Origin of the sequence: Parageobacillus sp. VR-IP, assembly GCF_013357975.1 — a bacterium.
Lineage (GTDB): Bacteria > Bacillota > Bacilli > Bacillales > Anoxybacillaceae > Saccharococcus > Saccharococcus caldoxylosilyticus.
Genome location: NZ_JABVYQ010000001.1, coordinates 943,391 through 958,127, shown reverse-complemented (window position 1 = coordinate 958,127; position 14,737 = coordinate 943,391). Strand labels below are relative to the sequence as shown.

The following is a 14,737-nucleotide window of genomic DNA, read 5'->3' as shown; positions in this document are numbered from 1 at the left end:
TATAGGAACTAGCTTCCCCATCTAATTAAAATGGATATGTTCTCTTCTGTGTTTGCACAGATACCCATTTTGTAACAGTAAATTCTTCTACCACCCATGGATTTCCAAATCTTCCTAACCCACTTGCTTTATTGCCTCCAAACGGAATGTTCGGAGCATCGTTCACTGTTTGGTCATTGATGTGGGTCATACCGCTGTCAATCTGTAATGCTAATTCTCTTCCTTTAGTTAAATCACTCGTAAAAATTGCCGAACTTAACCCATATTCTGTGTTATTGGCGATAGCGATAGCTTCTTCATCCGTTTTTGCTTTAATGATTGTAGCAATCGGAGCAAACAATTCAGTTTGTGCCAGCTTGCTTGACGGATCGACATCAATAAAAACATACGGAGTTAAAATGTTTCCGATTCGCTTTCCTTCTAAAGCCATCGTTATTCCTTCACGTTTTGCCTCTTCAATCATTCGTAATGCTTTTTCCATCTGCTTTTCATTAATCAATGGACCAATAACCGTACGCGGATCTCTCGGATCGCCATATGGAAGTGATTTTGTTCTTTCTACGAATTTTTCCACAAACTCATTATACTTGCTTTCATGTACGATGATACGATTAATAATCATACAAATCTGACCTTGATGGATAAATTTCCCGAAAATTGCAGCATCCACTGCATGATCCACATCAGCATCCGCTAATACGACGAATGGGCTATTTCCCCCTAGTTCCAAAGCTACTCGCTTAAGCTGTCTTCCAGCAATTTCTCCAATATGTTTGCCCACAGCGGTAGAGCCAGTAAAGCTAATTAAACGGGCGTGTGGATTGGTTAACATTTCATCGCCGATTTCTTCAATATCTGTTAAGATAACGTTCAATACCCCTTTTGGAAGACCGGCATGCTCAAACGCTCTTGCAATAATGACTCCACCGGTTAATCCAACTTGAATATCCGGTTTATGCACAACGCTATTCCCTAAAGCAATGGCTGGTGCAATCGTTCTCATCGATAAGTTCAACGGAAAATTAAACGGAGAAATAGAGGCGATGACCCCTAATGGCAGGCGATAAATATAGTTGACTTTTCCTTCGATGTTAGAAGGTACTTCTCTCACTGTTTGAATTTCATCGGCATAACGCAAAGCTTCCTGTAAAATTTCGATCGCAAGCTGGAATTCCACATTTGCTTTGAGAAGCGTTCCTCCGGTTTCACGGACAATAACATCGATAATGGCTTTACGATTGGCTTGTAAATACTCTGCTGCTTTACGCAATACTTCTTTTCTTTCCTCCACGGACGAATGCGCCCACGTCTTTTGTGCCTCATTTGCCACCTCAAACGCTTCATGAAGCTGTTGTACCGTTGCCAAACGAACAGAGGTAATGACCGAATTATCATACGGGTTTAAAATATCGTATGTTCGACCACTTTCTCCTTCCGCCCACTCACCGTTGATAAAACTTTTATTCCATTGCTCATAACGTTCCATCCCCCACTATCCTCCTTTTTATATAACAAAAAATTGATTCCCCGTTACCCCTAGCGGCCAATGTCCCTGTTCTAGCACAGCAATCAAGGAAAGAAACGGATTCGTTTCACACCCTTGGATATCAGATACTAGTTCCCACGCGCATGCCATTCCGCCGATATACATCATATAGCAAACCGCTGTTGTCACCACAGAAGATCCATATCGTCCTAACAAGGCAAATAATTTGTCAAAACAATGATGAAAAATCAGTGCTGGCACCTCATCCGCGAGAGTGAGCAACGCATCCAACCTGCCCGCTTGTTCCGCTTGGTGCTTTATTTTCTCTGGCACCTGCTGTAGCTTCAGCCATACATCGTTGTCTTCCAGCTTCATTTCTTCTAAAAACGAAGGAAGCTCGTCTTCCGCTATCCACTTTATTTCGCAATGTTCTAGACCGAAGTAATGAGCAAATTCTTTCATTGCTTGTTCTACTTGCTCATCACTCTTTTCTGCAAACGATGAAAGCCAATTTACCTTTGATAAACGTTGAAGAAGCCGATTCACCCGTTCATCGTTCGGATTAAGCACATCTTTCGTTATCGTATTTGTATTCAGGAATGCAGCCATTTCCTTTCTCCTCCCAATCTATATTGGTAGATAGCGCTTTCAAATAAGGTTTATATTTTATTTTCTAAAATTTTTAAAACCCATTACATCAATTCCTAGAGACGGTTGCCTTTCTAGCGTTTATTACCAGCAAAAAGTTATAAAAGGGACTTGAAATATCAGTATAAACACAGTTGTCTCTACTTATTAGAAAACCAAATGTATATAATTAATATAATTACTAGAGAACAGCACAATTTGCAGAACAAGATAAGAAGAGTCATAGTCAATCCACAGGGAAAAATCAATTTAACTATCTTAATGATTAACCATATAACCGGTACTACCGAATCTTTAGAAGCAATTTTCCTGATCTGCACAATTCACTATAGCGTGTTGAAAAATCAAGCTGGATTTATCAAATCATTGCTGATTTTTCTTAAATATTCTTTTCGCAGTTATTGTACAACCGAAATTTTTTGATGATTTTTCTTTGGATATCACCGCAATCCCCTAATAATTTTTTCACCTCACTCTAATAAATAATATAAACGGCATTCTAAATATGATGTTATGTCATGGATTTGATGGATAAAAGTCTATGGTTCTTCTATACAGAACAACCCAAAATTTTACTAATTCTTAATTTTTAAGAGTAACCATAGATAGAGCCTATTAGAATATCAAGTGAACATTCCTATTTTGGCCTGCGAATCGTAAAAACCGCACTGAATGTATTGTGTTATCTCTGTTTCGTTTTACTTCATATCTCCTGTTACAGCCACCAACTAAGAATAACGAAAATGACAAACTAGATCAGTTATAGAAACCAAATTTGGGGACTAAAAACATCCTTGTCTAGCTACTCCCATTGTGTTTATTTACATTCGAAAGTGTGAGGATGTAGTCACTTCTAAATGATCAGGTTGATTTACCTTATCAAAACTTCCAAATTTCTCCTGTACACATAGCAGAGCTAGAGCCCCTATTATACTTGGGACAGCAAAAACAATAAAAGTCTTTTGTGGGGCAAGTCCCGTTGCCAAGATTACCCCAATTAATGTAGGAGCTAAAATCGCTCCAATTCTACCAACTCCTAATGCCCAGCCAATCCCAGTCGCTCTTGCTTCCTTCGGATAATACTCAGAAATATAAGGATTTGCTAGATTCTGTGTACCAACCGTACAGGCTCCTCCTATTGCTACAAGTGTATATAACATAAATATATTTGAAGTTATACCTAATATAATGAAACATAACGCTCCTAATATATACATAAAAACTAATACTTTTTTATGACCAAACCTCTCTGCTAGAAATCCTCCAACCAATGAACCACCAACTTGTCCTGTACATAAAACAATGTTAAATAACAAACTAGAAGCGAGTCCGTACCCAGATTGTTGCATAATTTTAGGAAGCCATGTGTTCAATCCATACACCATTAACAGACAGCTAAACACAGCTATCCAAAAAGCAAAAGTGCTAACTGCTCGTTGCTGTGCAAATAATTTCTTTACCGGAAATCCTTTCGCCTCATTTTGCACTTCTTCAAATTGATAATCATCATCTTCTGCGTAATTTCTAAAAGGATCTATACGATTTAAGATTTCACATAATTTTTTTATTCGACTTTTCAAAATATAGAAGGAAAGGGATTCAGGAAATTGCTTCATAAAGAAAGGGAGTACCAATATCGGAATACCGCCAATCCAATATAAAACCCTCCATCCCAACTCAGGAGCAACGTACATTCCTAGTAACGAAACCAAAATTCCTCCTATAGAGTATCCACAATACATTGTGGCAACGATGATAGCTCTATTCCTTTTCGGGGAATATTCTGTCATTAGAGAAATAACGTTAGGAGGAAGTCCTCCAATTCCTAAAGCCGCAAGAAAACGCATGACAGTAAAGGCTATAGAGTTATCAACTACCCCACCTAGAAATGTAAATACGCTAAACACAACCATGCAAATAGCAAATACTCTTTTTCTTCCAATCTTATCTGCTAAAGGGGCAAACACTAATGCTCCTACTACCATCCCTACCAATGAATAACTTCCTATTGCTCCGGCCTGAACTAAAGTTAAATCCCACTCTTTCATGAGCCAAGGCAAGCTGACCCCATACATAGCAATATCATAACCATCAAAAGCGATTCCAAAAAAGCACCATAAATAAACCATTAAGTGGAACCGATTAAATCTACTAGCCGCAACTACTTCCGATGCATTAATCTGACGCACTTCATCGCCCTCCATAATTTGTTAATGTCTTTAGCTCTCCTTCTGAAAAAGAATTATTTTGGATGATAGTTATTGGCACAAAATAAATAGACTCTGTTCCAAACTAAATTATCCTTTTTTCGTAATCCCCTTTATTCATTACTCTTCTTTAACAGAAGGAAGGTATACATCCAATACAGCTGAGCGACCTTCTTCTAGAGCTTGCAATCCATTTTGTAACGCTTTCTTTAGCTCACTGGGTTTTGTTACTGTTTGGGCATACGCCCCTCCGGCTGCTTCAGCAATTTTTGCTAAATCAGCAGATGGTTCAAAGCTTACCCAAAATTCGTTAATCTTGCTAGCTATTCCTTTTGGATGCACTCCTAAAGTTGATAATTTAGGAGATTTCCAACCTCTATTATTGTATATCACTGTTAAAAATGGCGTTTGATATCTTCTTGCCATCCAATGAACAGTAGAAGGAATGCTAAATAAATAACTTCCATCTCCTGTGAGATTAATAACTTTTTTATCAGGCATAGCTAACTTTACACCAATACTAGCTCCTCCATTCCACCCTAATGAACCAGCTCCACTTCCAATGATCGATCCAGGTCTAAAAGCCTGAATATGTCGATATATTACTTCATAGTTTGAAATTCCTTCATTAACGATAATTGTATTGTCATCCACAATTTCTCTCACGCAAGCAGTTAAATATTCAGGCGTAATAACATCCTCTCTGTATTGTTCTTGGTCTTTCCAATTTTTTCTTTGTTCGTAGTGGACCTTTTCAATAATTTTATATCTTTTACGTGCTGCTTCTTGATTGATGGAAGTTTGTTCTAATAACCGATTTAATTGTTGCAATGCTGTGTAGGAATCTGCTCTGAAAAAACGCTGGGAAGGAATATACCATAATGGCATTTGCTCTTTAAGAGGGTCTACATCAATGTAATAGATTTTGCAATGTTCAGATGGCTTGTTTTTTAGAGGAATCCATGGAACATCACTGTCTAAAATAAGTATTACATCCGCCCTACTAAGTAAATCGTTTTGTTCTTGTGAGTTCCATAAATAACCGCAATGCATAGGATGATTACTCGGAAAGTTCATGTAATTAGGAACCGATTCAATTACTGGAATAGACAAACGCTCACTTAACCTAATAAGCTCATTCACGGCTTCGGGATTGCGTCCCAAATAAGATGTTATAATTAGAGGATTCTTTGCATTTACTAAATTGGCTACAATTTCTTGCACCCCTTCTTCTGGAAGAGCAGATGGTCGGATAGGCTCCCATAATGCTGGATTGATTATTATTCTTTCAGTATCTTCCTCCATTACCTCACGAGGACCTACAAGGTAAACAGGACCTTTTGGATCACTTTGAGCTATTTGTACTGCCCGATGAACGAGCTGCTTTACATTTTTTCCGGAACGAATCTCATTGTTGTATTTTACATACCCTCTAACAATCCCTCGTTGATCAAAAACATCTTGTATCCAATGAATAAACTCATTTCTGCTTCCAATCATTTCCCCTTCCTGAGTAAAAGGGGAAGCGCCAGCAAAAATAAGCACGGGTACCCTTCCCTTTGCTGCATTATGAATGGCACCTCCAAGATTTTGCGTTCCACATTCGACATGTACAATTACCGCCTGAGGTTTTCCAGTAACTTGTGCAAATCCATGCGCCGCACTTAATGCTACCATTTCATGTGGACAGGTAATCACTTTAGGAAGCTTTATTCCTTTTTGACTTGCTTCCGCTAAACTCTCAATAATTGCAGGATGATCACTACCTAAGTTACAAAAAATATAGGAAACACCTGCCTCTTGCAATGCTTCTAGGAAGGCTGTACTAGTTGTATATTTATCGAACAACCTCGGTACCTCCTCATTTTTATATTGCATTTAATCATCTAATCCACTCTGTTCTCTAAAAAAAGTCCTTCCTCTGTCATCCTTTTAGCAGGATAACAGAGGAAATGTTATTTTTACACAACACCTACCTCCGGTTTAAACTCACTAACCACCTGTTGATATCCATTGTTGTTTGGATATTCCTCTTCCCGCTGCAAACCAAGCTTCTCCATAATCGGCAAATCGTTCGCACAGAATAATAGAGCTTCCTCTTTAGACGTGTTCACATGCTCATGCCAAGCCCAATTTGGAATAACAAAATAATCTCCTTTTGTCCAATCAAAACGGACACCGTTAATAACAGTATATCCTTCTCCTTTAAATACGTGGTAAATAGCCGAATACGTATGGCGATGCGCTTTGGAGTGATAGCCTGCCGGTAGCTTCTGCATCCAGGCAGCGATATTTGGATTTGCGGTATGTCCGGTTGATGGGTTGATATATTCGACGGCAATGCCGTCATAAGGATCCGGTTCAAAATCGCTTAGCCCCGCCAGCGCCGCTTCCGTTTGTTTCCATTTGTATAACCCTAATGGCGCTACTTTTGCTTTACGATCACTAATCGGTCGAACCATTCCGCCCCGATATTTTCGCGCCGAGTAATCATCCGGCAATGACGGAGGTTCAATGCCATCTGGATAAGGCTCAAAGAAAGTACCGCCTGTCGCATAAATAAACGGAATATCTAGACAATCCATCCAAAACATTGGCCCGTCTCCTGGATGGCTGTGACCATGCCATAACCCTCCTGGCGTAATTAAGAAGTCTCCTTCTTCCATAAATAACCGTTCTCCTTGTACGATCGAATAAGCCCCTTTACCGTTGGTAATAAAGCGCATGGCGCTTTGGGTATGCCGATGCGAAGGTGCCGTTTCCCCCGGCAAAATAAGCTGTACAGCTGCGTACAACGTATTGGTTGTCGACGCCCATCCCCATGGCTGGCGATGTTTTAATCCTGGATTTTGCAGGTAAATGGCTCTTCTTTCTCCTCCGCGCTCTGGAGTAAAAATTTCTGTCGCTTCAAGCAATAGCTTTTGGATGATTTCGCCCTTCCAAAGGTATGGAACCGCTTCTGGGGTCGGCTCCTTATGCATTAAATCAGGAATCGCTTCCCATAGCGGCCCTAAATGATACTGTTCGATTTTTTTCGTAAACTCTTTTACTTCCTTACTTTGGAAAAACGGATTGGCTTCTGCCATTTTTTCGCCCCTCCTCATGCTTTTTGCTGCGACTCATATTTTTTTAAGTTTCTTTCGATCTGTTTATTGTGATTTGCTAAATGTTCCGTGATAAAATGCTCGACTAAAAAAGTCATCGGTTTTATCCCAAATTTTGGATTGCGGTGCGGCGCTTCTAATGCTAAATCCGCGTCACTTAATGAAGCAAATTGTTCATTGGCAAACTGTCTTGCTTGTTCGATTCCTTTGATGACATCGGAAACAGCGCGTTGATCCGCCTGACGGACCGCTGCTAATCTTGCTTCATCTTGCAAACCTCTTCCCCATTCTGTACCACCCGCTCGAATAACACGAACAAGCTCTCTTGTCCAATAGCCAATGATTTCTTCTACGTGACAAAGTATCTCCATAATAGACCATTCCTCGGCGGATGGTTTCCAGCGAATCACTTCTTCTGACAATGTTTTTGCTTTCTCAATAATTTCATCAATCGATTGATTCATTTCTTCCTGGTACTGTTGAATTTTTGACATTACCGTCCCACCTCCACGGCGTTCGATACTGCTTTGATACGATTTTCAAGAACCCCTATCTTCTCTACTTCAATCCGCACCACATCCCCATCTTGCAAAAATACTTGTGGGTTTCGAGCCACCCCAACTCCACCAGGAGTTCCCGTACATACTACATCGCCAGGCTCAAGCGTCATAATATGAGATAAAAATTCTACTAAGTAATGAACATTAAATACAAGATTTTTCGTATTGGAACGCTGCCGTTCTTCCCCATTCACCGTCAACACAATCTCTAACGAATGAGGATCAGGAATTTCATCTTTCGTCACCAGCCACGGTCCCATCGGCGCGCTGCCATCCAGCGTCTTGCCTTGCAGCCATTGCAGCGTTCGGCGCTGCAAATCCCTTGCCGTTATGTCATTAACAATCGTATACCCCGCCACATAATCCAACGCATCGGTCTGCGATACATTGCGCGCCCGTTTCCCAATCACAAATGCAAATTCTGCTTCATAGTCAAGCTGTTCGGTAATCGGCGGAAGCGGAATGTCATCTTCCGGACCGATAATGGTATTGTTAAATTTAGCGAAAATTACTGGATACTCCGGCAATTCCCGTTTCATTTCCAAAATATGTTCCCGATAGTTATGGCCGACGCAAATGATTTTATTTGGCTTCAATACCGGTGCTTCGATTTTCACTTTGGTGCGATCCATCGTCAGCCCATTTTCTAAAGCGAATTCGACCGCTTTTTGCGCCTCTTCCAAACTTTTTTCCCCGCCTTCAAGCAGCTCGATTGTATTGGTTGGGACAAGCGCAGCGGCCAGCTGTTCTGCCCGCAGATATCCTTTTGCTTTTAACCGTGCAAGATACGCTTGATGAAGATCGATGACTTGGTCTTCCACGATGCACCCGGCACGTATCGCGTCTCCTAACCGGTAGTTAATGATTTTCACCATGATCCCTCCTCACGTGTGATCGTCACGGCCTCCCGTTGCATTTTCTCGCGAAGTTCAGCAGGAATCGGAGCCGCTTTCGGCCTGTCGCCGCCAAACTTTGTCCAAACCCGCACCTCATATCCTTCCGCGACCAGCTGTTCCCCGCGGAAAAACTGGTGCTGAATGCGAAACGACTTTTCCCGCAGTTCGGCAATGGTCGACTTCACACATACTTGATCCTCAAAAAAGAGCGGGGAATGAAACTGGCATTTTGCTTCAACAATTGGCATTCCAATTTTCTCCTCTTGAAACAACCTCCACGTCGAATGCCCAATGGTGGCAAAAAAGTGATGGGAAGCTGCATCCATCCACTTATAAAAGTTCGGGTAAAAGACAATGCCGGCAGCGTCTGTATCTCCCCAATGGACTTGGAAGCTGTACTCCATCTATTTTCCTCCTATCAATATTTAGTCGACAGTTGCGGCGGCCCCGATTTCGGACCATATGGCCCTTCATCAAGCCATTTGCCTAGGCGTGGCAAAATCGGGGCCAGTGAAGCAGCCACTTCCCTCTTCATATTGATGGCTGGAGCGCTGCCTTGAATGTGCTCTAAGGCGATGCCAGCACAGTCGCGGTTGTATCTTGCCGCGATCAGCCGCTCGTTGGCAGCCGCGGCAATGGCTGCTTTCGCTTCTTCGCGATTGGCCGCATCAAGTGCTTCCCGAATCGCTTTCGCCGCCATGATCGCATCCGGCACACCGGAGTTCATGCCGCGCGCGCCGAACGGAGCAAATAAGTGCGCCGCTTCACCGGCTAACAACACGCGATGATGACGATCGGTCAACGACTCGGCAACGACTTGGAAAAAGCGGTACGTCGATACCCATGTGATGCGATCCGCATATTTTTCTGGCATCACTTTCGGCAGCCATTGTTTCACGCCTTCCACACTGCCGAATTGTTCCGGATCATCCCCGTCAAATAGCTGCAAATCAATTCTCCACCCTCCGGCAAACGGCACAAATAAGACGTTGCGTCCGTCTACGGCTGGGTGTTGATAATGAAACACCCGCTCTAGCGGCAGCGGATCTGTTTCATCTTCCTTTACATCGACAACAACAAAGTAATCTTTCGTCCGCGGCCCTTCCATGTCAATGCCGACCGACTTGCGTACGGTTGAACGCGCACCATCGGCTCCAATCATATAATCGCACGCCCACTGTTCACCGGATTCGGTAATCATGGTGACTCCTTCCTCATCGGTATGGACCTCACGAACCGGTGTCTCCCAGATAAATTCGACTCCTGCCTCAAGGCAGGCGTTATACAGAAATTTTTCCGCTTCCACTTGCGGCAAACTTGTAAATGGAGGAAGCTCCTTCGGATCAGGAGACGGATACCGTTTGACATACACTTCTTTGCCGCGGAATAACGTGCGCTTGACCGGCCAGACAACCCCATGTTTAGCAAACATCTCCCCTAACCCTGGATAAATGTCTTCCAAATGTTTTAATGTAGCTTTATGGAAATAAATCGCCCGGCTTCCTGGACGGAGACGGTCTTTTGATTCTGCTTCAATGACCGTCGCCGGAAGCCCAAAACGGCGCAATGCCAATGCCGCGGTTAACCCGATTGGTCCAGCTCCGACAACGAGGACCGGACGCCGCTTTACATTTGCTTGACCCATCATCAACTCTCTCCTTTCCATTTTCGATATCCATAGCTCGGTTCCCATCTATCCAGCACTCTACCCCACTTGCTTTTTGTGATTCCGTTGGTCAACAACCCGTTTCGCTTTCATTGAAAAACGGGGCAGTGATCCTTGGGCGACCCGTTCGACATCGATCCGGATGCCGATCCGTTCCCTTAAGCGATCAGCCAGCCGTCGTTCCACGTCCGTTTCTGACTCTACTTGCACTTTGACTTGGTCCATTTCATTTTCCGTATAATAAACGATGCGAAACTCTTTGATTTCCGCAAACTCTCTGACAATCGTCTCAATGGACGACGGAAAAATGTTGACACCGCGGACCACGACCATGTCGTCGACTCGTCCAATAATCCCGCCTGGCAAAAATCGATACGGATTGCCACAAGAACACGGCGTCGAAGAACAAAGCACGATATCTTTCGTACGGTAGCGAATGAGCGGATAGCCGTAACGGCTGAAATTGGTGAGCACTAGCTCGCCACGTTCCCCTTCCTTAACTGGCTGCAGCGTTTCCGGGTCGATAATTTCCGCCAAAAATTGCGTTTCGTTAACGTGAAGCCCGTTTCGTGCCGAACATGAGTAGCCGTACGCCCCCATTTCCGTCATCCCGGCATGATCGTACACGGCCGCTCCCCATCGCGTTTCAATCTGCTGCCGCGTTGACGGAACAGACCCGCCAGGTTCCCCTGCTGTAATGATGGCCCTAACAGGAGTCGAGGGCAAATCGATTCCCATTTCTTCCGCTACTTCAGCTAAGTGAAGGGCGTAGCTCGGCGTGCAAAGCAATACTGTCGCCCGGTTTTCCATCATGCTATATAGCCGCTCTTTTGACGATTGCCCACCCCCGGGGATCACGAGCGCTCCCATTTTTTTAGCTGCCTCATATGCGGACCAAAAACCGATAAACGGCCCGAACGAGAAGGCGAGGAACAAGCGGTCGCGGTTCGTCACCCCGCTCGATTTCAACACTTCAAACCAGCAATCTCGCCACCAGTTCCAGCTCTCCTCCGTATCCAAAATTTTAAGCGGTTTACCTGAAGTGCCTGACGTTTGATGGTAGCGAACATAACTCGTTTCCGGATAGCAATGGTTTCGACCAAACGGCGGGTATAGCTGCTGGTCTTGAACGAGCTCTTCTTTCGTCGTAAACGGCAATTTTCGGAATTCTTCCATCGACCGCAATGGCAAACAAAGGTGTCGAAATTTTTCCTTATAAAACTCGTTAAACTGTGTGACAAATACAAGCAGTTCATTAATTTTTTGCAGCTGGTATTGTTGCAGCTCCAACTCCATCTCCCGAATCGACAATGTCATCCTGCTTTCCCTCCCCTCTTCCCTACTCTTTTTTACTATATTTCAATTTTAAATATTTAAAACGTTCTGAATGTTATGTTATATTATAATTGTCCCGTATAAAAGTTTGATATTCCTCTATGTGAAACAAAAGCAAAAATTATGCTGTTTTTTGAAAGCGATTTCTTATCAAAACGAGGAGGGGAGGATGCAATGAAAGCACGCAAAGGACGAACGTCGTTTTCATCATTGGAAAACGCTTTACGGCTGCTCCATCTATTTTCAATGGATGAGACAGAGCTTAGCATCGCTGATATTGCGGAGAGGCTAAACATCGGCAAGAGCACCGCCCATCGGCTGCTGCAAACGTTAAAAAGCGAAGGCTTTGTCAAAAAAGATCCAAAGACAAACCTTTATTCTCTCGGTACTTCATTGCTGGCGATGAAAAAAATTATTCATTCCCGTTTTCCCATTTGTCAAATCGCGCTTCCTTTTTTGCAGGAACTCGTCGCTTTATCAGGAGAAAGTGCGCATATCGCCACGTTATATGGCGCTGACGTCATCTATTTATACAAAGTAGAATGCGATCATCCTGTTCGTCTTCTTTCTTACGTCGGCAAAAAAAATCCCGCATTTTGCACCAGCACAGGCCAAGCCATTCTTGCCTATCAGCCGAAAGAAACGATCGACCGCATCATCGCCCAAGGACTTCCCGCCTTCACACCAAGAACGATCACCACACCGTCAGCACTTCTGGAAAAACTAATGCAAGTGAAACAACAAGGGTATGCCATCAGCAGTGAAGAACTGCACGAAGGGGTAACATCCATCAGCGCCCCTATTCGAAACCGCAACGGAAACGTTCGCTACTCCGTCTCCATTGCCGGACCGATCCAACGCGTTAACAATCGTTCTCTTCCGTATTTAACACAGCTTGTCGTGCAAACGGCACAAGCCATTTCAGCGAAACTGTAAAAACAAAGGGGGCACAAAGATGGTGGAAAAAATAGAAAGCACTCTCTCGTCGGTGAAAAACGGACTACGCATTTTGCGCTTATTTTCTGTTGAGGCGCCAGAGTTAGGAATTACAGAAATATCAAAACAACTGGGATTACACAAGACAACGGTTCACCGGCTGCTCACTGTATTGGAAAAAGAGGGATTTGTGGAAAAAAACAAAAAAAACCGCAAATACCGTCTTGGCCTTTCCGTATTGCATTTGAGCGGAGTGGTTGACCTGCATACCGAAATATTTAAAGACGCCCTTCCCGTCTTGCATGCTCTGATGAACGAATCAGGGGAGGCGGTGCATTTATCGGTGCTAGAGGATAACCGGGTCGTTTATCTTTACAAAATCGAGTGCCCACACCCTGTGCGTCTTCTCTCTTACATCGGCCGGAGCAATCCATGCACCTGCACAAGTTCCGGAAAAGTGATGCTCGCCTTTCGCCCGAAAGCAACGGTCGAGAACATTCTTCGCCGCGGATTGCCAAAATACGGGCCGAACTCAGTCACCGATCCAAAAGAGTTTGTCAGCCAGTTAGCGGCTATCCGCCAAAAAGGCTATGCCGTTTGCATTGACGAACTGCACGAAGGGGCAACGAGCATTGCCGCCCCTATTCGCGACTATTCCGGAGAGGTTGTCGCTGCCGTAAGCATCGTCGGGCCGAATCAGCGAATCACTCCAGCGTCCATTCCTCGGCTCATCGCGCTTACTTGCCAAGCGGCGCACGAAATTTCGTCATTGCTCGGATATTGTGATTAAGCATCTTCTCCTTACTCGTTACTAAATGAATCTGAGGATCACTCAAAAGGTTGTCTACGTTCAAACAAAGCATAACATCGTTATAACAAAACCTATATAAATAAGGATGTCCCGCTCCGTTTGGGACATCCTCGCTCTTGGATACAGCGTAATTTTGCAACCCCCGGTCATGTTCCCCAAAACTTTCATGGACAAGCTCCAATACGGTGCTCATTGTCCTCGCGCCCGATTCAAGGCACTAAACATATTCATAATTTATTAAACACCTAAATATTTGTGTTGTATTTCTTCATTCGTCATTAATTGATCCGAGGCGCCGTGCCATACAATTTTGCCCTTGTTCATAATCAATACCTCATCTGCCACCTTGCAAGCAAGTGCGATATTTTGTTCAACCATCAATATGAGACAGTCCTGCCTCTTTTAATTTAATGACGATCTCACCCACTTGATCAATAATCACCGGGGCAAGTCCTTCGAATGATTCGTCCATCGGCAAAAACTCAGGATTCGTCATAAGTGCCCGACCAATCGCTAACATTTGCTGCTGTCCGCCGGATAACTGTGTGCCCAAGTTTTTTTCCTGTTCTTTTAATACAGGAAATGACTCATAAATTTTTTCCAAATCCCAATTTATGCTCCCGTCATTTGCTTTTCTTTTTCGCGCCGGCATCGCTCCGTCTGAAACGCCGCCGAACGGGACGGCTGCCGCTCGGCCAACACCCGTTTCACCTCCGCCGGAATCGGGACGGCCTTTGGCCTTTCATCGGCAAATGACGCCCATGCTTTCGTCTCATATCCGGCAGCGGCAACCGTTTCATGTTTATAAAACTCATGGACAATTTGAAACACTTTATCCCGCAATTCCGTGATTGTTGAGCAAACACGGACTTCATCGCCAAACAATAACGGAGAACGAAATTGGCATTCGGCTTCCAAAATCGGCAACCCTATCTTTTGTTCAAACAGCGCTGCTGTCGGGTAACCTAGTTCGGCAAAAAAGTGGTGTGTCGCTTCGTCCATCCATTTATAAAAATTTGGGTAAAAGACAATTCCCGCCGCATCTGTGTCTCCCCATTGCACTTGAAAACGGTACTCGATTTTTTCAT

14 protein-coding genes are annotated in these 14,737 nt (G+C 43.7%); 2 read left to right on the top strand and 12 right to left on the bottom strand.

All coding sequences use genetic code 11. The annotated features are described in order from the left end of the window. Window positions 1-25: 25 nt before the first annotated feature. The 10 genes from HT574_RS04880 to HT574_RS04835 all read right to left on the bottom strand — a co-directional run bounded on the left by HT574_RS04880 (window position 26) and on the right by HT574_RS04835 (window position 11,884). A complete protein-coding gene (locus tag HT574_RS04880; protein WP_175243658.1) occupies window positions 26-1,486 on the bottom strand; it encodes an aldehyde dehydrogenase family protein in 1,461 nt (486 codons plus the stop codon). Window positions 1,487-1,504: 18 nt separating this feature from the next. Then, complete coding sequence (locus tag HT574_RS04875) at window positions 1,505-2,095, bottom strand: hypothetical protein (RefSeq protein WP_175243657.1); 591 nt, start codon at window positions 2,093-2,095, stop codon at window positions 1,505-1,507. Between the two features lie 860 nt (window positions 2,096-2,955). After that, window positions 2,956-4,338, bottom strand: a complete 1,383-nt coding sequence (locus tag HT574_RS04870; RefSeq protein ID WP_175243656.1) for an MFS transporter — start codon at window positions 4,336-4,338, stop codon at window positions 2,956-2,958. A gap of 123 nt (window positions 4,339-4,461) precedes the next feature. Continuing rightward, window positions 4,462-6,189 (bottom strand): thiamine pyrophosphate-requiring protein, encoded by a 1,728-nt coding sequence (locus HT574_RS04865; protein ID WP_017437546.1) that lies wholly within the window; start codon window positions 6,187-6,189, stop codon window positions 4,462-4,464. A gap of 113 nt (window positions 6,190-6,302) precedes the next feature. After that, a complete protein-coding gene (locus tag HT574_RS04860; protein ID WP_017437547.1) occupies window positions 6,303-7,427 on the bottom strand; it encodes a cupin domain-containing protein in 1,125 nt (374 codons plus the stop codon). A 14-nt stretch (window positions 7,428-7,441) separates the two neighbouring features. Beyond that, the gene (locus HT574_RS04855; protein WP_017437548.1) at window positions 7,442-7,939 is read right to left on the bottom strand and encodes a DinB family protein; all 498 of its coding nucleotides are present in this window, start codon (window positions 7,937-7,939) and stop codon (window positions 7,442-7,444) included. Then, entirely contained in the window at window positions 7,939-8,877 is a 939-nt protein-coding gene (locus HT574_RS04850; protein ID WP_375154087.1) for a fumarylacetoacetate hydrolase family protein, read from the bottom strand. Before HT574_RS04850 ends, HT574_RS04855 begins: the two co-directional genes overlap by 1 nt. After that, window positions 8,874-9,305 carry an acyl-CoA thioesterase gene (locus HT574_RS04845; protein WP_175243654.1) on the bottom strand — a complete coding sequence of 144 codons (432 nt, stop codon included), beginning with the start codon at window positions 9,303-9,305 and terminating at the stop codon, window positions 8,874-8,876. The genes HT574_RS04850 and HT574_RS04845 overlap by 4 nt, the downstream gene beginning before the upstream one ends. A 14-nt stretch (window positions 9,306-9,319) precedes the next feature. Further along, window positions 9,320-10,546 carry an FAD-dependent monooxygenase gene (locus HT574_RS04840; RefSeq protein ID WP_175243801.1) on the bottom strand — a complete coding sequence of 409 codons (1,227 nt, stop codon included), beginning with the start codon at window positions 10,544-10,546 and terminating at the stop codon, window positions 9,320-9,322. A gap of 60 nt (window positions 10,547-10,606) precedes the next feature. After that, window positions 10,607-11,884, bottom strand: coding sequence for a phenylacetate--CoA ligase family protein (locus tag HT574_RS04835; RefSeq protein WP_175243653.1), 1,278 nt, complete (start codon window positions 11,882-11,884; stop codon window positions 10,607-10,609). A gap of 192 nt (window positions 11,885-12,076) precedes the next feature. Here HT574_RS04835 and HT574_RS04830 point away from each other — a divergent pair, with 192 nt between their 5' ends. Continuing rightward, complete coding sequence (locus HT574_RS04830) at window positions 12,077-12,838, top strand: IclR family transcriptional regulator (RefSeq protein WP_175243652.1); 762 nt, start codon at window positions 12,077-12,079, stop codon at window positions 12,836-12,838. Between the two features lie 19 nt (window positions 12,839-12,857). Then, window positions 12,858-13,628 (top strand): IclR family transcriptional regulator, encoded by a 771-nt coding sequence (locus tag HT574_RS04825; RefSeq protein WP_217499372.1) that lies wholly within the window; start codon window positions 12,858-12,860, stop codon window positions 13,626-13,628. 391 nt (window positions 13,629-14,019) lie between these two features. Here HT574_RS04825 and HT574_RS20430 read toward each other — a convergent pair whose 3' ends face one another. Together HT574_RS20430 and HT574_RS04815 are read right to left on the bottom strand one after the other, a co-directional pair. Continuing rightward, a complete protein-coding gene (locus HT574_RS20430) occupies window positions 14,020-14,301 on the bottom strand; it encodes an ATP-binding cassette domain-containing protein (protein WP_375154083.1) in 282 nt (93 codons plus the stop codon). Continuing rightward, window positions 14,262-14,729 carry an acyl-CoA thioesterase gene (locus HT574_RS04815; protein ID WP_175243799.1) on the bottom strand — a complete coding sequence of 156 codons (468 nt, stop codon included), beginning with the start codon at window positions 14,727-14,729 and terminating at the stop codon, window positions 14,262-14,264. Before HT574_RS04815 ends, HT574_RS20430 begins: the two co-directional genes overlap by 40 nt. Window positions 14,730-14,737: the final 8 nt, after the last annotated feature.